Origin of the sequence: Croceicoccus sp. Ery5, from assembly GCF_020985325.1 — a bacterium.
Classification (GTDB): Bacteria; Pseudomonadota; Alphaproteobacteria; order Sphingomonadales; family Sphingomonadaceae; genus Croceicoccus.
In genome coordinates this window covers 1,524,895-1,543,591 of record NZ_CP087587.1, presented here as the reverse complement: position 1 = coordinate 1,543,591, position 18,697 = coordinate 1,524,895, and the positions used below count along the sequence as shown (strand labels likewise).

Below are 18,697 nucleotides of genomic sequence, written 5' to 3'. Positions count from 1 at the left end.
ATCAAACTCCGAATACGAAAATAGCGGCGGCGATCAAGATCGCGACCAGCGCGACCGTCTTGACGACGCCCTTGAGGACTTTCCACGCGATAATCACACCAAGCAGCGCGACCGCGATCGGGATCAAGCTTTCCATCACTGGCCATCCTGCTTCCCGTTCTTGTACGAAAGCGCGAGGAATACAGCGCCCAGCGCGACAAAGCTGGCGCCCATGGCGGTGTTCTGCGTAGCGAAGAAAATCGCCGCCGCGAACATAAAGCCCGCGCCCGCGAAACGGTAATTGCGTTGCTGAAGCGAGGCCATCACCATTCACCCCGGTAATCGTGGTTTTCGTCCACCATCGCGGTCAGCGTGGTCGGGCCGCCGACGGGTTCGACGGTGTGACGGGCCGGATCCTGCGTGCCTTCCTTGGGCGTTTCGCCCTTGGCCAGCGCGTCGAGCACAGCGTCGAAACGCTCGGCCGTCAGATCCTCGTAATTGCCGTCATTGATCTGGACCATGGGGGCGCTGGCGCAATTGCCCATGCATTCCACCTCGGTCAGCGTCCACATGCCGTCGTCGGTCGTGTGGCCCTTTTTCATGCCGCGCGCCTTGCAGCGTTCCATGATGTCGTCGCTGCCGCGCAGCCAGCACGGAGTGGTGCCACACACCTGCACGTGGAATTTGCCCACGGGAACAAGGTTGTACATGGTGTAAAAGCTGGCCACCTCGACCACGCGGATCACCGGCATGTCGAGATAGCTCGCCACATATTCCATCACCGGAATCGGCAGCCAACCCTGCGTGCCGGTTTCCTCGCCCACTTGCCGCTGCGCGTAATCGAGCAGCGCCATGACGGCCGATTTCTGGCGACCCTCGGGATAGCGGGCAATCGCCGCCCTGGCTTTTGCGTCCCATTCGGGATTGAACGCAAAACCGCCCCAGCGGGCGCGCAATTCAGGCGTATCGGGTTCGAGGTAACGGTCGGCCATTAGCGGATGAACTCCACCCGAGAGCATTTGTCGCCCTCGAAACTATAGACGGCAAGCACGTCGAAGGGCTGCGCATCGGCGCTGCGCCACACGCGTTCGTGCAGGGTGACGAAAGTGCCGAACTGCTTTGCATCGATCACTTCGGCGCGGTTTTCGGGAAATTCGGCGAACATCGCTTTCAGACCGGCGCGCGTTCCTTCACGCCCATCGCGCACGACAGCGCCGCGATAACCCGCTTCGCAGGCATCCTCGGTCATCAGGGCGACATAGGCGTCGGCATCCTGCGCATTATAATGCGCGATCATCTGCCGTGCGGTTTCCAGATTGTCGGTCATAGTCTCGGTCTCAGCCACGCGGACCTCCGCGGCGGCGTTTCCAGTTTCGGTATTGCGACTGCCCGAAGGCAAAGAATTCATAGCCCGCGACGCAGGCGATCAGTTCGGGCAGCCAGTAATTGGTATCGAACCCCAGCAGCAATGCGCCGAAGAACACCGCGATCAGGGCAAGACCCGTCCCCGATGCCAGCACGCTCATCTGCTCGGAATGCGACAGGTTCAACGGTCGCACTCCCCGAACACCACATCGATCGCGCCCAGAATGGCGGTCGCGTCGGGCAGCATGTGGCCCTTGCACATCATGTCCATCGCCTGAAGATGGCTGAACGCGGTCGGGCGGATCTTGCAGCGATAGGGCTTGTTGCTGCCGTCGCTGACCAGATAGACGCCGAATTCGCCCTTGGGGCTTTCCGTCGCCACGTAAACCTCGCCCGCAGGGACATGGAACCCCTCGGTGTACAGCTTGAAGTGGTGGATCAGCGCTTCCATCGACTGCTTCATCTCGCCGCGCTTGGGGGGCGAAACCTTGCGGTCGTCGGATGCGATCGGCCCTTCGGGCATTTCGGCGAGACATTGCTTGATGATGCGCGCCGACTGATAGACCTCTTCGACGCGGACCATGAAACGATCGTAGCAATCGCCATTGGTGCCGACGGGAATTTCGAAATCCATCCTGTCGTAAACGTCATAGGGCTGCGACTTGCGCAGGTCCCAGGCGATGCCGCTGCCGCGGATCAGCGGGCCGGAAAAGCCCCACTTCACCGCATCGTCCTTGCTGACGATGGCAATGTCGACATTGCGCTGCTTGAAGATGCGATTGTCCATCACAAGGCTCATCGCGTCGCCGAACAGTTCGGGCAGACGCTTGTCCACCCAGTCGCCGATATCGGTGAGCAGCTTTAGCGGCACGTCCTGATGCACGCCGCCGGGACGGAACCATGCGCTGTGCATGCGCGCACCCGAAGCCCGCTCGAAGAAATTGAGGCAATCCTCGCGCAGTTCGAACACCCACAGGTTCGGCGTCATCGCGCCCACGTCCATAACGTGCGACCCGATGTTGAGCATGTGGTTGCAGATGCGCGTCAGTTCCGCGAACAACACGCGCAGATATTGCGCGCGCTGCGGAACCTCGACATTCAGCAGCTTTTCGATGGCGAGCACATAGCTGTATTCCTGCGCCAGCGGCGAGCAGTAATCCAGCCGGTCGAAATAGGGCAACGCCTGCAGATAGGTCTTGTATTCGATCAGCTTTTCGGTGCCGCGGTGCAGCAGGCCGACATGCGGATCGATACGCTCGATAATCTCGCCGTCAAGCTCCATCACCATGCGCAGCACGCCATGTGCCGCCGGGTGCTGGGGCCCGAAGTTGATCGTGTAATTGGTGATGACCTCGTCGCCGGTTGTGGGCGACTGTTCGAGTTGCAGGCTCATGCGTCCTTACCCTTCTCGCCGCCCTCATCCGCGTCCGGATCGTTCTTGTCGACTTCGGTCGCGCCTTCGGTGTCGGCGGTCTTGCCCTCGCGCCGTGGCTGGCCTTCGCGGCTTTCGGTCGGCTCCGGAGCGTCGGAGGCCTTACCTGCGTCGCCTTCGGGCGCCTTTTCTGCCGCCTTGGCGTCGGTTTTGGCGCCCGCACCGGTATCCTTGGGACTGTCGGTGGTTTTGGGCTTGTCCACCGGCGGCGGTGCGGGTGTTTCGGCGGCCTTTTCATCGCCGGGCAGCACGTAATCAGCGCCTTCCCACGGGCTCATGAAATCGAAGCTGCGGAAATCCTGCGTTAGTTCCACGGGCTGATAGACGACGCGCTTCTCATCTTCGGAGTAGCGCAGTTCGACATGGCCCGTCAGTGGGAAATCCTTGCGGAACGGATGCCCTTCGAAGCCATAATCGGTCAGGATGCGGCGCAGGTCGGTATTGCCGGCGAACAGCACGCCGAACATGTCGAAAACCTCGCGCTCCAACCATCCGGCGACAGGCCAGATATCGGTCACGGTCGGCACCGGCTTTGCCTCGTCAGTACAGGTCTTGACGATGATGCGATGGTTCCTGGTAAGCGACAGGAGGCAATAGCACACCTCGAACCGCTCGGCCCGCGAGGGATAGTCGACGCCCGCGATTTCCATCAGCTGCTGGTAATCATGCGCATCGCGCAACAGGCGCAGCGCGGCATTCAGCTGCGGACGCTCGACCGTCAGCAGAATTTCGCCATGCTCTTCATGCGCCTCGACCAGCATCGGGCCGAGAGCCGACGCCAGCGCATCCTTCACGCCGTCATTGGGCGCAAATCGGGGAGCGGAATGAACGACAGCCATCAGCGTTTCACCGTGCCTTCGCGGCGGATCTTCCGCTGCAATTGCATCACGCCGTACAGCAGCGCCTCTGCCGTGGGAGGGCAACCGGGGACGTAGATATCGACCGGCACGATCCGGTCGCAACCGCGCACCACCGAATAGCTGTAATGGTAATAGCCGCCGCCATTCGCACACGAACCCATGCTGATCACATATTTGGGATCGGACATCTGATCGTACACCTTGCGCAGTGCCGGAGCCATCTTGTTGCACAGCGTGCCCGCGACGATCATCACGTCGGACTGGCGCGGCGATGCGCGCGGGGCGGCGCCGAAACGCTCCATGTCATAGCGCGGCATGTTCACGTGGATCATTTCCACGGCGCAGCAGGCCAGACCGAACGTCATCCACCACAGCGAACCGGTGCGCGCCCACTGGAACAGCTCTTCCGTGCTGGTCAGCAGGAAGCCCTTGTCGTTCACTTCGGTCGACAGGGCGTTGAAATAGTCGGCGTCGGGCTGGCGCACTTCGCCAGCTTGCGCGGCGGCGGGAAGAGTTTGATCTACTCCCATTCCAGCGCTCCCTTCTTCCATGCATAGGCAAAGCCGATGATCAGTTCGAACAGGAACACCATCATGGTGATCCAGCCCGGCCATCCGGTCAGATCGAGGCTGACGGCCCATGGGAACAGGAACGCGGCCTCAAGATCGAAAATGATGAACAGGATCGCCACCAGATAGAAGCGCACGTCGAACTGGCTGCGCGGATCCTCGAACGCGGGAAAGCCGCATTCATACTCCGACAGCTTTTCCGCGTCGGGGTTGTGCGAACCCGTCAGGCGCGACACGCCCATCGGCAGGAATACGAAGAGGGCGGAGAGCCCCAGCGCGATCACCAGGAATATGAAGATCGGCAGATATTGTGACAGGTCGACCAAAAGGCCCTCTCTGGCTGTATGCCGCGATAACGGACTTCAAGTTTGCGGATAACATCGCACCCGCGAAATGCGCCCTAGGCAACGGCGCGCCGCTGCGCAAGGGGGCTGAACGCCCCTAAATGCAGGGCTTAGGGGGTAAGCAGCGAAAAACCTGCAAAACTGACCGCGATGGTTGCCAGTGAAAGCAGTGTTCCCAGTGGCAGGGCATTGCCGGAGTCGCCCTCGCTTGCGGCGGAATCGCCATGATCGGACGGCTTGCCGCGCATCAGCTTCGCGGCGGCAATTGCGATCCCCAATCCTGCCGCCAGCAACACAATAAAACAAACGCCCAGCGGCCCTGCCCACAGGCCGATCGCGCCCATCAGGGGCGGATCGGCGCTGCCCATCCCTTCCCTGCCGCGTATGGCCCGAAACAGCAGCGCGGGTGCGGCCAGCAGCACAAAGCCGAGCCCGCCACCCGCAAGCTGACGCAACAGCAGGGGAAGCAACTGCCGCCCGTCCAATGCCGCCACAGCCGGTATCATCAGCGCACTGAACGCCAGTATCGCGATCCCGACCGGCGGCAAATGGAACGAGCGCCAGTCCGACATTCCCAGCACCAGCAATTGCCACCCCAGAACGGCGGCCGGAATGGCAGTCAGCGGACCGGGCATGAACAGCCACGCGGCAAGGCCGATGGCCGCCCCCGCCACTTCGGCGAAGGGCTGCAAGGGATCGATCGGCGCGCGGCAAGTGCGGCAGCGCCCTGCCAGCATCAGAAAGGACAACACCGGCACAAGATCGCCGACCCCCAATACGCGCCCGCACGAATCGCAACGTGACCGCCCCGTCACCACGCTGTCGCCGCGCGCGATGCGCAGTGCCGCCGCACCGGCAAAGCTGCCGATCACGGCTCCGGTCACGGCCAGCAGAATCGGAAGACAAAATGCCATCGTCGTATCGGCCGAACCGAACAGCGCCGGCGCCCTTGCCTCGATCAGCGGATATTGATCGATCAGGGTTCCCCGTCGCCCCACAGCCGGTCCTGCCGGACCCAGCCTTCCTGCATCGGACCTTCGCGTTCACCGACGGCGAATCGGCACCATCCCCCGTCGCATTCGCCCAGCCAGCCGGTGACGCCCGGTTCCAGCTGCCACAACAGCTTGGCATCGTCGGCAGGCAAGGCGCGCATCATGACATTGTCGTCGCCGGTCACGATGGCGCTGCGTTCGCGGCTGAGGAAGCGCGAGACCACCCAGCCCCGCGTTCCATCGGGGTCTTCCACCAGTCGCCAGCCCGAAAGGCGGCGCACCACTTTAAGCGGCAGGCCCTTGCGCTGGTAAACCCACAGGATCTTGTAACTGCCCCCCGGCCCCACGCGCATATTCGCCTTGTCGGTGGTGAGCGAGGCCCAATAGGGCACCTCGTCCGTATCCTGCGCGGCAGCGGGCAAAGCCGGCGCGATACTGGCGCATAACAGGCTGGCAAGAAGGATCCGGCGAAGCGTCATTCCCTTCGCATAGCCCCGCCCGCTGGCCGCGCCAAGATGGCGGATGCAGCCACCCACACCGGCGATCGCGCGAAGCCTGTTGACCGCGCCGCCCGTCGCAGCGTAGCGCCGCAATCATGGCCCAATCCGATCCCGAGGCAGCCCGACCGATGTCCGAACCCGCCCATGCGACCGCCCGCCGGATCGATGGCAAGCCCCGCGTTGTCGTCACCCGCAGGCTGATGCCCGCGATCGAGGCGCGGATGGCCGAATTGTTCGATACCACGCTCAACCCCGACGATCACGCCTTCACGCGGGAGGAACTGGCGGCGGCAATGGCCGGTTGCGACGTGCTGGTCCCGACCGTGACAGACGATATCGATGCCGCGCTGATCGAAGGGGCAGGCAACAGGCTGCGCATGATCGCCAATTTCGGCGCTGGAACGGACCATATCGCACTGGGCGCGGCGCGCGCGCGGCGGATCGTGGTGACCAATACGCCCGGCGTGTTCACCGACGACACCGCCGATCTGACCATGGCGCTGCTGATCGGCGTCATCCGTCGCATGCGCGAAGGTACGCGGATCGTGCGGCACGGCGAATGGACGGGGTGGAGCCCCACCGGCATGCTGGGCCGGTCGCTTGGCGGCAAGACATTGGGCATTATCGGCATGGGTCGCATCGGTCAGGCCGTCGCCCATCGCGCCCGCGCATTCGGCCTGCGCATCGCCTATCACAACCGCCGCCGCCTGCCCGAATCGGTCGAACGCATGCTGGGCGCGGAATATGCGGGCGATGTCGACAGCCTGCTTGGCAAAAGCGATATCGTCACCCTGCATTGCCCGACCAGCGCCGCCACGCATCATCTGATCGACGCGCGCCGGATCGCGCTGATGAAGGATGGCGCGGTGATCGTGAACACCGGACGTGGCGATCTGATCGATCAGGAAGCCATGATCGCCGCGCTGGAAAACGGCCATCTGTGGGGTGCGGGCCTCGATGTCTATCCGGACGAGCCGGTGGTCGATCCGCGGCTGATCGCGCACCCCTATGTGATCACCCAACCCCATATCGGCAGCGCCACCGAAGAAGGACGGACCGCGGCGGGCATGAAGATCCTCGCCAATATCCAGAGCTGGGTTGATGGCCACAGTCCGCCCGACCGCGTGATCGAGGGTTACGCCTGAGCGATCAGTCCGCGGTGTAGCGCAAGACGCCCGAGCGGCGGGTCGCGCCCGTATCCTTGGGGTGGGCCTGCCCGTTCAGCACTTCGACTTCGGGAAAATCGAACGGGCTCATCCCTTCGAGGCAGGCGACATTCACGCCATATTGCGTGGGGTTCGAACGGCGCTGGTGATGCGTATAAATGCCGCAATTCCCGCAGAAATAATGCTTCGCCGCGCCGGTATTGAATTGATAGAGGCGCACCGCAACCTCTCCGGCCAGCAGGGTGAAGCGGTCCAGCGGCGCGCTGACCGCGACGGCTCCGCGCATCCGGCAGAGCGAACAGTCGCACCGGCGGGCAGAGGCCAGATCGACCTCCGCCTCGAAACGGACGGCGCGGCAGTGACAGGTCCCCTTTTTCAGTTCTCCCATCGCCTGCGGCTTCCTTTTTCCGGTGGCCGGGCCGGTCAGTCGCCCGTCAGAATGCGCTCGACCAGTTCCTTCACGCTCGGCGTATAGCCGTTGGAATAGAACGGGTCCTGCTTGAAACGGTACGCGGCGTGCCCTGCGAACGCGAGATTCTCGTCCGTCGGTCCGCCATGGGCAATGTCCTGCAAGGTCTTTTGAATGCAGAAGCTGCGCGGATCGGCAAGGCGGCCCGTGGTGTAATCGTCATGGTCCTTCCACGACGAAAATCCGCAATGCGACAGGCAGCCCATGCAGTCGGCCTGATCCTTGCGGATAATCTCCCGCTCTTCGGGCGAGACGAAAACGACCGTGTCGTCAGGCGTCTTCAATGCAGTCGTGTGGCCGGCGTCGGCCCATGTGCGGGCGCGTTCGCGATCATGCGGCGTGACCCAGAAATTCTTGCCCTTCACGCCTACATCCAGCTGGACGGTATGATCGCCCGCCTCGATCCGCGAATAGGGGATCTGACGTTCGCTGCGTTCTTCCAGATTGCGCAGGAACGGATTGCGCACCGCGCTGGAATAGAAACCGGTGGGCGAAAACTTGTGCAGCAGCACGTCGCCCGGCTCCAGCGTACGGAGCATGTCCTTCCAGCCCTGCGGGATCGGGCTTTCCTGCGTCAGCAGGGGGCGCGTTCCGAACTGAAAGGCGATCTTGCCCAGTTCGGGATTGTCGATCCAGTCGTTCCATTCGCGCAGGAACCAGACCCCGCCCGCCATCACGATCGCGGTATCTTCCGACACGCCTTCCTTGCGCATGGTTTCGCGCAGAGCCTTGACGCGGGGATAGGGATCTTCGGGCTTTTTCGGGTCTTCGGCATTCGACAGCCCGTTATGCCCGCCCGCCAGCCACGGATCTTCATAGACCACGGCCGCCATCAGTTCGGGCACCTTGGAATAGCTGCGCTTCCACAAGGCGCGGAACGCACGGGCCGACGAAACGATGGGCAGGTAATGCACCCCGAAACGCTGCGCGATTTCGGCCAGCTTGTACGGCATGCCCGCACCGCAGGTGACGCCGGTGACAAGGCCCCTGGTCCGCTCCAGCGTCCCTTCCAGCACCGCCTGCGCGCCGCCCATTTCCCACAGCACGTTGATATTGATCGCACCCTTGCCGCCCGAAATCTCGTGCGCGCGCCTGACCTGCTCCACCGCGCCGTCGATTGCGTAATCGATCAGCTGCTGGTGACGTTCCTTGCGGGTCATCTGTTCATAGACCTGCGGGATGATCTTGCCCTCGGCGTCATAGCTGTCGGCGTTGACCGCGCTGACCGTGCCGATGCCGCCCGCGGCTGCCCACGCACCCGAACTGGCGTGATTGGTCGCCGAAACGCCCTTGCCCCCTTCGATCAACGGCCAGACCTCGCGTCCGCCATAGTTGATCGGCTTCAGTCCCTTAAAGCTCATGTCTCAACAATCCTGTCAGGGCGGCTGGCGGTGCCATCGGCGCCGCCGTCCGCCGTTCCTGCGGCAACAACTTCCTGCTCGCAGGGTTCGATATCGGCCGGATCCGGCCTTGGGCCTGCCGCCTCGAAGCGGGCGTAATAGCCTGCCAGTTCGGGGCGGCGAATGAAAGCGGCCAGCTTGAAGCCGACCGATTCGAATTCGCAGAAAAGCAGCTTGGGGGGAATACCGTGATTGTCGGTCGCGCGGTCGACATCCACGACAATCACCTGCCCGCCCTGCCGCAAGGCGGGACGCAGCCGCCATAGAAACGCATAGGGTTCGCTGACCTGGTTATAGACATGCACCAGGAACACACGGTCGAAACTGCCTTCGGGCAAACCCGGATCGTCGGGCGTTCCCAGCTTGATCGACACATTGTCGAGCCGCTCGCGCTCGACCCGGGAGCCGAGGCGCTGCAACACTTCCGCGTCGATGTCCTGCGCCAGAACGCGTCCGTCCTTGCCGACGCGCTCGGCAAGGCGGGTTGTGTAATAGCCCTCGCCCGCGCCGATATCGGCCACGGTCATGCCTTCGCCGATATTGGCAAGATCCATGACGGTAACCGCTTCCTTGCGATCGTCGCGGGTCCGTTCCGGCATCTGGCTGGCCGAAACGGTGGACACCGGGCGGTCCGCTTCGGGAAAATCGCGCGCGCTTTCGGGACGGCCGTCATCCTTGTCGGTGATATTGCATCCCGACAGGACAAGCGCAGCCGCCATTGCCGCAAGCAGGGACGCGCGATGGATCAATCGTCGTCCTCCACATCCACCTTCTCGCCCGTCACGCGCTGCGACAGGGCAGCGGTGATGAACGGATCGAGCGCACCGTCGAGCACGTCGGAGGGATTGGTCGAAACATGACCGGTGCGCAAATCCTTTACCTGCTGGTACGGTTGCAGCACATAGGAACGGATCTGGTGGCCCCAGCCGATTTCGGTCTTGGCCTGATATTCGCCGCTGGCCGCAGCCTCGCGCTCGGCCAGTTCCTTTTCGTACAGCCGCGCCTTGAGCATGTTCATCGCGGTGGCGCGGTTCTTGTGCTGCGAACGGTCGTTCTGGCTCGCCACCACGATGCCAGTCGGCTGGTGGGTAATGCGAACGGCGGAATCGGTCGTGTTGACGTGCTGCCCGCCCGCACCCGATGCGCGATAGGTGTCGATCTTCAGATCGGCGGGATTGATTTCGATCTCGATATCGTCGTCGATGACGGGATAGACCCAGACCGAACTGAACGAAGTGTGCCGCCGAGCGCTGGAATCGTAAGGGCTGATGCGGACCAGCCGGTGCACGCCGCTTTCGGTCTTGGCATACCCATAGGCATTTTCGCCGCGGATCAGCAGGGTCGCGCTTTTGATGCCCGCCTGTTCGCCCGCGTGGTAATCGACCACCTCGACCTTAAAGCCGCGCCGTTCGGCCCAGCGCACATACATGCGCTGCAACATTTCGGCCCAGTCCTGGCTTTCGGTGCCGCCCGCGCCTGCGTGAACTTCCAGATAGGTGTCATAGCCATCGGCCTCGCCCGACAGCAGCGCGCCCACCTTGTCGCGGTCGGCGCGTTCGGCCAGCGCGTTCAGGCTGTTCAGCCCGTCCTTGACCACGCTGTCGTCGCCCTCGGCCTCGCCCATCTCGATGAACTCGACCGCGTCGGACATTTCGGCGCCAATCTCGTTCACCGCCTTGACCGCATCGCCCAGCTGCTTTTGCTCACGCGTGATCGCCTGCGCCTGCTTGGGGTCGTTCCACAGGTTCGGGTCTTCCACCCGCGCGCTCAGCTCGTCCAGACGGCGCAGCGCCTGTTCCCAGTCCAGCGACTGGCGGATCAGCGCGAGCGATGCCTCGATACGGTCGACAAGGGCCTGCCCTTCGGCACGCATGAAATTTCTCCTTAAAGGGCCACCTGCCCTGCGGACTCGGGTCCGCTTAGCGAAGGGTCAGGATTTGTGAAAGTGCGCAATGCGTTTGTGCGCAGCGATGGCGCCATGGCCCGCCGCAAGGGCGATGGGCCGGTCAGTCTGAAACCGGCCTCGTCAGCGGTCCAGCGCGCGCACCGCCTCCAGCGTGCGCGAGACATGTTCGCGCCAGTCGGAATCGGAATGCACCATGGCGATCCGCCCGTCGGGCGCGATGACATAGGATGTCCGGTCGCTCATCAACCCGCTGACGTTCTTCATATCCAGCGCGACATCATAGGCGCGGATCGTGGCGGGCGTTGCCTGTGCAACGGGAAATGCGTTGCGGCATTCCTCGGTCGAAAATTTCTTCAGCGTTTCGATATCGTCGGCCGACATGCCCACGACCTGCGCGCCTGCCGCCTTGAAATCGGGCATCGCTTCGGCAAAGGCGCGGGCCTCCAGCGTGCAGCCCTGGGTGAACGCCTTGGGAAAGAAATAAAGCACGACCGGCCCGCTTTTCAACGCCTTGGCCAGATCGAAAGAGAACGCTTTGCCCGCCATCGCACCCGTCGTCATCACCGGCGGCGCCTCGGCACCCTTGGGCAGAGACGCGGCAACAGGCCCCGCGGCAAGGGCGGTTGCGGCAAGGGCGCCTGCCAGAAGGCTCGATCGGATGCGCATGTTCATGGGTTCACCCTTAAGCCAGCGGAACAGATCAGTAAATGCCGCCCTGATCTTCGAGGAAAGTGTCGTCGATGGCCGTCGCGTCGTTGCTGATCGCGGCGCGGCTTTCGGCACGTGCCGCGCGGATCGCCGCCAGTGCCGCCATGCGCTTTTCTTCCAGCGTCTGCCGGTCGAGAGAGCGGCGCGGTTCGGTATCGGGCTTGAACGCTTCCCAAATGGTCGCGGGCGTATATTCGGTCAGCGATGGCCAGCCTTCGAACACGCGCTTGCCGCTGCGGCGGTCGATCCGGACCATGCGAATGCCGTCGGGCGCCTGAACCGGCGTGGTCGGCCAGCGCGCCTTGGTATCCTGGATCAGTTCCTTGACAATCGGCGCAGCTGTATTGCCGCCCTGCACCCAGCCGCCCAGATTGCGCGGCGTGTCAAAGCCGACATAAACGCCTGCGACCAGATCGGCCGATCCGCCCATGAACCATGCATTGGTCGGGCCCGATGTCGTGCCGGTCTTGCCGAACAGCGGCAGGCCCAGATCGCGCAGCCGCGTCGCCGTGCCGCGCTGGACCACGCCTTCCAGCATATGGACCACCTGATAGGCGGTGCCCGCATCCATCACCTGCTTGCCCCCTTCGGCAAGGCGCGGCATGGATTTGCCATCCCATTCGTCCTGATTGCAGCGGGCGCAGCGGCGCTTGTCGGCGCGCCAGATCACCTTGCCGTTCTTGTCCTGCACGTAATCGATGACCGACGCCTGATACTGCCGCCCGTGATTGGCGAGCGCGCTATAGGCGTTCACCATTTGCAGCACCGTCGTATCGCCCGCGCCCAGCGCAAAAGCGAGATAGGGGTCATAGCTGCCGATGCCGACACGCTCGAACGTGTCGATCACATTGTTCATGCCCGAATCATTGGCGATATGGACGGTCATCAGATTGCGCGACTGCTCCAGCCCCCAGCGCATCGTCTGTTCACCCGCGCCGCGGGTGCCGCCGAAATTGCGGAAACATTTCTCGCCCAGACGCGCGCCCTGATAGACGCAGAACGGCCCGTCGGTGACCAGCGTGGCGGGCGTCATCCCCTGATCGAGGCCGGTCGCATAGACGAAGGGCTTGATCGTCGAACCCGGCTGCCGTTCCGCCTGCGTGGCGCGGTTGAAGCTGCCAAGCCGCGAATCGAATCCGCCCTGCATGGCAAGCACGCGGCCCGTCTGCGGGTTCTGCACGACCAGACCGCCCGACACCTCAGGAATGGTGCGCACACGCCAGCCGCTGCCGTCGGGCGACGCGACGATCACATCGCCCGCCTTCAACGCATCGGGCAGATTGCCCAGCGGGAAGGTTTCGCCGTCGCTGAAACCGATCCGCGCGTCAGAGCCGCTGCGTTCGGTGACCACGCCCACGCGCCAGTCCTGATAATCGACCGCAAGGTTCGATACGATCAGCTGCGTCTGCCAGTTCTGGTCCATGTCGATCTTGGCGATCGGGCCGGTCCAGCCACGCGTTCCGTGATAGCGCATCAGTCCCGCGCGCAGCGCCTTGCGCGCGGCATGCTGCATTTCCATGTCGAGCGAGGTGCGCACCCATAGCCCGCCGGCGTACACCGAATTCGGCCCGTCTTCGGCCTTTTCGCCATAGGCGTCGAGCAGACGGCGGCGCACTTCCTCGATGAAATAGCCGCCCGCCGGATCATAGCCCTCGCGGCGACGCTCCACGAGGCCGAGCGGCATCGCCTTGGCCGCATCCGCCTCTGCCCGCGATGCCCAGCCATTGTCGACCATCTGGTCCAGCACGTAATTGCGCCGTTCGATCGCCATGTCGCGGTAACGCGCGCGGCCATAGCGTTCGGGCGCCTTGGGCAGGATCGCCAGAAACGCCGTCTCGTGCAGGTCCAGCTCGTTCACATCCTTGTCGAAATAGGCGCGCGCGGCGGCCTGTACGCCAAAGCTTTGCCGGCCAAGCGGAATTTCGTTGAGATACAGCTCGAGGATCTGCTCCTTGGTCAGCACGCCTTCGATGCGCTGGGCCAGGATCATTTCCTTCAGCTTGCGGGTGACCGAATATTCGTCGCCCACAAGGATATTCTTGGCCACCTGCTGCGTGATCGTCGACCCGCCCTTGGCGCGTTCGCCCGACCCCAGCTTGGACACATAATCGACGACCGCACCGGCCAGACCGCCGACATCGACGCCGCCATGGCTCCAGAATGTCTTGTCCTCGGCCGACAGGAACGCATCCTGCAATTGCTTGGGAAAATCGACATAGCGCAATTGCACGCGCCGTTCGCGGGCATAGCTGTTCACGATCTCGCCGTCCGCGCCGCGCACCATGGTCGGCAACGCGGGTTGATAGGTAAGCAGGCGATCGGCCGACGGCAGCCCCGTGCCCAGCCATGCATAGCCGCCCACGAACAGCAGCAAGCCTGCCGCAACCAGCACCGCCAGCACCTTGAACAGGCGACTTTCGCGCCACCGGCGCGTAAAACCGGCCCAAAACGCGGCAAATGCGGCGCCAATGCGTCCGGTTATGGTCTGGAATTGCTCGGTCAGGCTCATGATCGGGGCGGCACTAGCATGGGGTTCGCGCAAGAGAAAAGACGAAAGGGCATGACGATACGATGAATAGGGTGATGCATGGGGATAAGCTAACGCCCTGGCGCCAGTAATCCGGCAGTGATCGCGTCGGCCAGCGCCGTCACGATGGCGGCACGCCCTTCCTCGCTGCTGACCCGGGCGGCATCGTCGGGATTGCTGATATAGCCTGCCTCGAACAACAGCGATGGCATGCGCGCGGACCGCAGCACTACCAGATTCGCGCCGCGCCGGAACTTCCCGTGAACCGGCATCGCGGCCCGCACCCGCGCTTCCAGCCGGTCCGCGATGCGGGCCGAGGCAAGGTTCGTCTCGCGCCGCGCCAGTTCGGCCAGCACCGCCTCGACATCGCCCAGCCCGGCATCGTCCGCCGTTCCGTCGCCGTCCGCCTCATTGAAATCGCGCGCCAGTGCCAACGCCTCGGCATCGCTGGCACGGGCGGACAGCACATAGATATTGGCCCCCTGCGCTTCCTCGACCGGAGCGCTATCGGCGTGGATCGACAGGAAGAGGTCGGGTTCCAGCGATTCCGCCAGTTCCACCCGCGCTTCCAGCGGCAGGAAACGGTCGTCCTCTCGCGTCAGGGCAACGCGCACCGCGCCAAGCTCCAGCAATCTTTCGCGCAGGGCGAGCGCGATGGGCAGGATCACGTCCTTTTCGCGAATGCCGCTGGGGCCGGTCGCGCCCGGGTCGAACCCGCCATGACCCGCATCGATTACGACCAGGGGCGCTTCATCGCCCGCGCGTCCCGCGCTGATGCGCGGCAAGGCCGCCGCGCGCGATTCGGGCAGTGCCATCGACAGCACCGCCTCCCCCCGTCCGTCCGCCGGGAAAATCACCGCCAGAACCAGCCCCAGAACGCCGCCCGAAAGCAGCGATCCCGCCGCCAACAGCGCCGCCCGCGCCTTCCGGCCCGCCGCTGTGGCTTCCTCCAATTGCAGAACCGGCTGTTCCATGGATCAACCGCTTGCCCGTCCGGTCAGCGCCGGACAAGCCCGCCATATGGAATATCGCCCCTGTTTTGCCCGGTTTCCGACCGCAGATGCGCCCGTGAACCGGCGAGCCAACCGGATCGCGTGCGCGAACGATCTAACTGTACGATGGCTTTTTATTGCCGAACCGCCGGACCGGTGCTAGCGTGCCTTTCGTCGGGTGGATCGGATATCCGGCGCATCGCAAGTCGGCCACCATGGCCGACGGTTCCTGATGGGAACCGACGAGCGCCAGTGTCCCGTCCTCTATCTTCCGACATTTGGCGCGATACCGCCGGAGCGAGCAGACTGCCGATCGATCGGCCTGCCCCATCGCATCCCGCGTAGCGCGCATCCCGGATCAAACCGGGACCGGATTGGAATTGGTGGATATGGCCAGGAAGACAATGAATGCGGCGACCACCCTGCCTTGCAGGGCCGCTCGCATCGTCGTCTTTGCTTCACACGCGCCTGACCGTTTCGCTTCAATATTTTCGCCGCCGGTATCGCGCAGCCATGCGCGCCCTGCCGGCTATTCGCTTTTCGCGCCGGACAACGGGATCAAATCCGCACGATCCGCGCGCGCCTTACTGAAATGTCGCGCCCGACTGCCCCACCGTCCCTTGCGGCCGGCGGGCGGTTCGCGCGTCTGGAGAATCATAAATGACCACGCGCATGCTCATCGATGCGCGCCACCCGGAAGAAACGCGGGTGGCGGTGCTAAAAGGCAACCGGATTGAAGAATTCGACTTTGAGTCGGCAGAACACAAGCAGATCAAGGGTAATATCTATCTGGCAAAGGTGACGAGGGTCGAACCCTCGTTGCAGGCGGCCTTCGTCGATTTCGGCGGCAACCGGCACGGCTTCCTTGCCTTTAACGAAATTCACCCCGACTATTACCAGATCCCCAAGGAAGACCGCGACGCCCTGCTCGCGGCCGAGGCCGAGCACGCCGAGGAAGAGGCCCGCCTGCGCGCCGAGGACGAGGACGCCGACGACAGCTCCGAGGACGGTGACGAGGGCAGCGACGCGCTGGCCGAGGAACTGGCCGGCGACGATGGCGTCGAAGACGTAAGCGACGAGGAATCGGACGCAGTCGCCACGATCGAGGATGGCGCGGTTTCGGGCGACGACGATTCGGATGACGACGACAACGGCGACGAAAGCGCCGAAGACGAGAACGGCGGCGAAGAAGGCAACAGCCGCTCGCGCGGTCGTGGCCGCGGTCGCGGACGCCGGCAGGGCAAGGGCGGCGGAACCCGCTCCAAGGCTGCTGACGAAGCGCGCGCCAAGCGTCTTGCTCTGCGCCGCAAGTACAAGATCCAGGACGTCATCCAGCGCCGTCAGGTATTGCTGGTGCAGGTCGTCAAGGAAGAGCGCGGGAACAAGGGCGCGGCCCTTACCACCTATCTTTCGCTGGCGGGCCGCTATTGCGTGCTGATGCCCAATTCCAGCCATGGCGGCGGCATCTCGCGCAAGATCAGCAGCGCGGCCGACCGCAAGCGTCTGAAGCAGATCGTGGCCGAGATGAGCCTGCCCAAATCGATGGGCTGCATCGTGCGAACCGCAGGGCTTCAGCGCACCAAGACCGAGATCAAGCGCGACTTCGACTATCTGGCACGCCTGTGGGACGAAATCCGCGAAAACACGATGAAGTCCAGCGCTCCGGCGCTGATCCATTCGGACAGCGATCTGATCAAGCGCGCGATCCGCGACATCTATAACCGCGAGATCGAGGAAGTCGTGGTCGAGGGGCCGGAAGGCTATAAATCGGCCAAGGAATTCATGAAATTGCTGATGCCCAGCCATGCGCGGCGGGTAAAGCAATATGCCGACCCCGTGCCGCTGTTCCAGCGCTATGGAGCCGAGGATCAGCTTTCGGCGATGTACGACCCTGTCGTGCAGCTGAAATCGGGCGGCTATCTGGTGATCAACCCGACCGAGGCGCTGGTGTCGATCGACATCAACTCGGGCCGTTCCACCAAGGAACACGGGATCGAGGCAACCGCGCTCCACACCAATATGGAAGCGGCAAAGGAAATCGCCCGCCAGCTGCGCCTGCGCGACATGGCAGGTCTGGTCGTGATCGACTTTATCGATATGGAGCACAACAGCTCTATCCGTAAGGTCGAGAAGTGCATGAAAGAGGCGCTGAAGAACGACCGCGCGCGCATCCAGGTGGGCCGCATCTCCGGCTTTGGCCTGATGGAGATGAGCCGCCAGCGCCTGCGCACCGGCGTTCTGGAAGCGACCACACGCACCTGTCCGCATTGCGACGGGTCGGGCCTTGTCCGCACGGCATCGAGCGCGGGCCTGTCGGCGCTGCGCCTGATCGAGGACGAGGCGGCGAAGGGCAAGGGTTCGATCATCACCCTGCACGCCAGCACCGAAGCGGCGGTCTATTTGCTGAACGCCAAGCGCGCCGATCTGCAAGAGATCGAGGATCGCTATGCCGTCAGCGTCGAAGTCCTGCCCGAGGGTGAGGACGAAGGCGCGAAGATGCGCGTCGGATCGTCGGGCCCGCGCCCGACCGGCGTGCCCAAGTTCGAAGTCATCGTCGACGAGGAAGACGATTACCTGCCCGAAGACGACGACGACGACGATCAGGACGAGACCGAGAACCGCGACAACCGTTCGGGCGAGGACGAGGACGGCCAGACCCGGCGCAAGCGCCGCCGCCGTCGTGGCGGTCGCCGCAAGCGTGGCCGCGGCCGCGAGGATGGCGAGCAGAACGGCGAACAGCAGTCCGATGGCGACGACGACGCATCCGACGATGCCGAAGGCACAGAGCAGGTCGCAAATGAAGATCAGGGCAGCGACAATGGCGGGGCGGACGAGGACGAAGCCGCGCCCAGGAAACGCCGCCGCCGCCGCCGTAAATCGAGCCGCGACACCGAAACCGGTGAAGGCGAAAGCGACGCCGCGACCGAAGGCGTGGAGCCTGAGGCTGCACCGGACGCGGTAGAGGCAGCGGCAGAGGTCGAAGCACCGGCAGAAGTCGAAGCGCCGGCAGAAGCGGAAGCAGCCGTGGAAGAGCCGGTGGCCGAAGAAAAGCCAAAGCGCCGCCGCGCACCGCGCCGCAAGAAGGCGGATGCGGAAGCTGAAGCCGATGCCGCGCCCGCAGAAGCGGCTCCGGCAGTAGTCGAAACGGAAGCCCCGGAAGAAGCCAAGACCGAGGAAAAGCCGAAGAAGCCCCGCGCCCGCCGCAAGAAGAAGGTTGAGGAAGAGGCCCCCGCAGCTGCGGACGCCGAATCCGCCCAAGCCGAACCTTCTGAGCCTGTGCCGTCAGCGGCGCCCGAACCGGCGGCCGAGGAAGCACCTGTTGCGGCCAATGATGCGGCACAGCAGGCCGAACCGGCCGGTGAAACGCCCGCCAACGACGGCGGCGACGATGCCGACGAAGGCTCGGGCGGTGCGCCGCGCAGGGGTTGGTGGCAACGGACCTTTGGCAACTGATCCAGCGAAAGGCCGCCCTTTACGGGGCGGCCTTT

General features: G+C 63.9%; 20 protein-coding genes. 2 read left to right on the top strand and 18 right to left on the bottom strand.

Annotated features, from left to right (window positions below):
• Position 1 precedes the first annotated feature (1 nt).
• From LOZ74_RS18225 to LOZ74_RS07085, 11 genes are all read right to left on the bottom strand, one after another.
• Positions 2-136, bottom strand: a complete 135-nt coding sequence (locus LOZ74_RS18225) for a hypothetical protein (protein WP_255671210.1) — start codon at positions 134-136, stop codon at positions 2-4.
• Positions 136-303: a hypothetical protein gene (locus tag LOZ74_RS07130; RefSeq protein WP_230293464.1), complete on the bottom strand. Its 168-nt coding sequence runs from the start codon at positions 301-303 to the stop codon at positions 136-138. The genes LOZ74_RS18225 and LOZ74_RS07130 overlap by 1 nt, the downstream gene beginning before the upstream one ends.
• On the bottom strand, positions 303-971 hold the full coding sequence (locus LOZ74_RS07125) for an NAD(P)H-dependent oxidoreductase subunit E (protein WP_230293463.1): 669 nt from the start codon (positions 969-971) through the stop codon (positions 303-305). The genes LOZ74_RS07130 and LOZ74_RS07125 overlap by 1 nt, the downstream gene beginning before the upstream one ends.
• On the bottom strand, positions 971-1,306 hold the full coding sequence (locus LOZ74_RS07120; protein WP_230281786.1) for a nuclear transport factor 2 family protein: 336 nt from the start codon (positions 1,304-1,306) through the stop codon (positions 971-973). The genes LOZ74_RS07125 and LOZ74_RS07120 overlap by 1 nt, the downstream gene beginning before the upstream one ends.
• A 10-nt stretch (positions 1,307-1,316) precedes the next feature.
• Positions 1,317-1,529 (bottom strand): hypothetical protein, encoded by a 213-nt coding sequence (locus tag LOZ74_RS07115; protein ID WP_230293462.1) that lies wholly within the window; start codon positions 1,527-1,529, stop codon positions 1,317-1,319.
• Complete coding sequence (locus LOZ74_RS07110) at positions 1,526-2,737, bottom strand: NADH-quinone oxidoreductase subunit D (RefSeq protein ID WP_230281312.1); 1,212 nt, start codon at positions 2,735-2,737, stop codon at positions 1,526-1,528. The genes LOZ74_RS07115 and LOZ74_RS07110 overlap by 4 nt, the downstream gene beginning before the upstream one ends.
• Positions 2,734-3,615: an NADH-quinone oxidoreductase subunit C gene (locus tag LOZ74_RS07105; protein ID WP_230293461.1), complete on the bottom strand. Its 882-nt coding sequence runs from the start codon at positions 3,613-3,615 to the stop codon at positions 2,734-2,736. Before LOZ74_RS07105 ends, LOZ74_RS07110 begins: the two co-directional genes overlap by 4 nt.
• Positions 3,615-4,166 (bottom strand): NADH-quinone oxidoreductase subunit B family protein, encoded by a 552-nt coding sequence (locus LOZ74_RS07100; protein WP_230281314.1) that lies wholly within the window; start codon positions 4,164-4,166, stop codon positions 3,615-3,617. The genes LOZ74_RS07105 and LOZ74_RS07100 overlap by 1 nt, the downstream gene beginning before the upstream one ends.
• A complete protein-coding gene (locus LOZ74_RS07095; RefSeq protein ID WP_230281315.1) occupies positions 4,157-4,531 on the bottom strand; it encodes an NADH-quinone oxidoreductase subunit A in 375 nt (124 codons plus the stop codon). Before LOZ74_RS07095 ends, LOZ74_RS07100 begins: the two co-directional genes overlap by 10 nt.
• 128 nt (positions 4,532-4,659) lie before the next feature.
• The gene (locus tag LOZ74_RS07090; protein ID WP_230293460.1) at positions 4,660-5,547 is read right to left on the bottom strand and encodes an A24 family peptidase; all 888 of its coding nucleotides are present in this window, start codon (positions 5,545-5,547) and stop codon (positions 4,660-4,662) included.
• Positions 5,526-6,134, bottom strand: a complete 609-nt coding sequence (locus LOZ74_RS07085; protein WP_370638884.1) for an SH3 domain-containing protein — start codon at positions 6,132-6,134, stop codon at positions 5,526-5,528. The genes LOZ74_RS07090 and LOZ74_RS07085 overlap by 22 nt, the downstream gene beginning before the upstream one ends.
• Before the next feature lie 2 nt (positions 6,135-6,136).
• Between LOZ74_RS07085 and LOZ74_RS07080 the strand changes: the two genes are divergently transcribed.
• Entirely contained in the window at positions 6,137-7,186 is a 1,050-nt protein-coding gene (locus LOZ74_RS07080; RefSeq protein WP_370638883.1) for a 2-hydroxyacid dehydrogenase, read from the top strand.
• 4 nt (positions 7,187-7,190) lie between these two features.
• On the opposite strand, the gene LOZ74_RS07075 is transcribed toward LOZ74_RS07080, so the two are convergent.
• From LOZ74_RS07075 to LOZ74_RS07045, 7 genes are all read right to left on the bottom strand, one after another.
• The gene (locus LOZ74_RS07075) at positions 7,191-7,595 is read right to left on the bottom strand and encodes a GFA family protein (RefSeq protein WP_230293459.1); all 405 of its coding nucleotides are present in this window, start codon (positions 7,593-7,595) and stop codon (positions 7,191-7,193) included.
• Between the two features lie 35 nt (positions 7,596-7,630).
• Positions 7,631-9,037 carry a nitronate monooxygenase family protein gene (locus tag LOZ74_RS07070; protein WP_230293458.1) on the bottom strand — a complete coding sequence of 469 codons (1,407 nt, stop codon included), beginning with the start codon at positions 9,035-9,037 and terminating at the stop codon, positions 7,631-7,633.
• A complete protein-coding gene (locus LOZ74_RS07065; RefSeq protein WP_230293457.1) occupies positions 9,034-9,795 on the bottom strand; it encodes a class I SAM-dependent methyltransferase in 762 nt (253 codons plus the stop codon). Before LOZ74_RS07065 ends, LOZ74_RS07070 begins: the two co-directional genes overlap by 4 nt.
• 26 nt (positions 9,796-9,821) lie before the next feature.
• On the bottom strand, positions 9,822-10,949 hold the full coding sequence (gene prfB, locus LOZ74_RS07060; protein WP_230293456.1) for a peptide chain release factor 2: 1,128 nt from the start codon (positions 10,947-10,949) through the stop codon (positions 9,822-9,824).
• Between the two features lie 153 nt (positions 10,950-11,102).
• Positions 11,103-11,654 (bottom strand): peroxiredoxin, encoded by a 552-nt coding sequence (locus LOZ74_RS07055; protein ID WP_230293455.1) that lies wholly within the window; start codon positions 11,652-11,654, stop codon positions 11,103-11,105.
• Positions 11,655-11,682: 28 nt separating this feature from the next.
• Positions 11,683-14,199 (bottom strand): penicillin-binding protein 1A, encoded by a 2,517-nt coding sequence (locus LOZ74_RS07050; RefSeq protein ID WP_230293454.1) that lies wholly within the window; start codon positions 14,197-14,199, stop codon positions 11,683-11,685.
• 89 nt (positions 14,200-14,288) lie between these two features.
• Positions 14,289-15,191: an N-acetylmuramoyl-L-alanine amidase gene (locus tag LOZ74_RS07045; protein ID WP_230293453.1), complete on the bottom strand. Its 903-nt coding sequence runs from the start codon at positions 15,189-15,191 to the stop codon at positions 14,289-14,291.
• Between the two features lie 678 nt (positions 15,192-15,869).
• On the opposite strand from LOZ74_RS07045, the gene LOZ74_RS07040 reads away from it, so the two are divergent.
• Positions 15,870-18,662: a ribonuclease E/G gene (locus LOZ74_RS07040; protein ID WP_230293452.1), complete on the top strand. Its 2,793-nt coding sequence runs from the start codon at positions 15,870-15,872 to the stop codon at positions 18,660-18,662.
• Positions 18,663-18,697 lie beyond the last annotated feature (35 nt).

Excerpts from the sequence above, each read along its gene's own strand:
- LOZ74_RS07105 (WP_230293461.1), bottom strand. The coding sequence starts at position 3,615 with ATGGCTGTCGTTCATTCCGCTCCCCGATTTGCGCCCAATGACGGCGTG.
- LOZ74_RS07055 (WP_230293455.1), bottom strand. The coding sequence starts at position 11,654 with ATGAACATGCGCATCCGATCGAGCCTTCTGGCAGGCGCCCTTGCCGCA.
- LOZ74_RS07125 (WP_230293463.1), bottom strand. The coding sequence starts at position 971 with ATGGCCGACCGTTACCTCGAACCCGATACGCCTGAATTGCGCGCCCGC.
- LOZ74_RS07080 (WP_370638883.1), top strand. The coding sequence starts at position 6,137 with ATGGCCCAATCCGATCCCGAGGCAGCCCGACCGATGTCCGAACCCGCC.
- LOZ74_RS07065 (WP_230293457.1), bottom strand. The coding sequence starts at position 9,795 with ATGGCGGCTGCGCTTGTCCTGTCGGGATGCAATATCACCGACAAGGAT.
- LOZ74_RS07075 (WP_230293459.1), bottom strand. The coding sequence starts at position 7,595 with ATGGGAGAACTGAAAAAGGGGACCTGTCACTGCCGCGCCGTCCGTTTC.
- LOZ74_RS07070 (WP_230293458.1), bottom strand. The coding sequence starts at position 9,037 with ATGAGCTTTAAGGGACTGAAGCCGATCAACTATGGCGGACGCGAGGTC.
- prfB (WP_230293456.1), bottom strand. The coding sequence starts at position 10,949 with ATGCGTGCCGAAGGGCAGGCCCTTGTCGACCGTATCGAGGCATCGCTC.
- LOZ74_RS07040 (WP_230293452.1), top strand. The coding sequence starts at position 15,870 with ATGACCACGCGCATGCTCATCGATGCGCGCCACCCGGAAGAAACGCGG.
- LOZ74_RS07120 (WP_230281786.1), bottom strand. The coding sequence starts at position 1,306 with ATGACCGACAATCTGGAAACCGCACGGCAGATGATCGCGCATTATAAT.
- LOZ74_RS18225 (WP_255671210.1), bottom strand. The coding sequence starts at position 136 with ATGGAAAGCTTGATCCCGATCGCGGTCGCGCTGCTTGGTGTGATTATC.
- LOZ74_RS07045 (WP_230293453.1), bottom strand. The coding sequence starts at position 15,191 with ATGGAACAGCCGGTTCTGCAATTGGAGGAAGCCACAGCGGCGGGCCGG.
- LOZ74_RS07130 (WP_230293464.1), bottom strand. The coding sequence starts at position 303 with ATGGCCTCGCTTCAGCAACGCAATTACCGTTTCGCGGGCGCGGGCTTT.
- LOZ74_RS07100 (WP_230281314.1), bottom strand. The coding sequence starts at position 4,166 with ATGGGAGTAGATCAAACTCTTCCCGCCGCCGCGCAAGCTGGCGAAGTG.
- LOZ74_RS07110 (WP_230281312.1), bottom strand. The coding sequence starts at position 2,737 with ATGAGCCTGCAACTCGAACAGTCGCCCACAACCGGCGACGAGGTCATC.
- LOZ74_RS07050 (WP_230293454.1), bottom strand. The coding sequence starts at position 14,199 with ATGAGCCTGACCGAGCAATTCCAGACCATAACCGGACGCATTGGCGCC.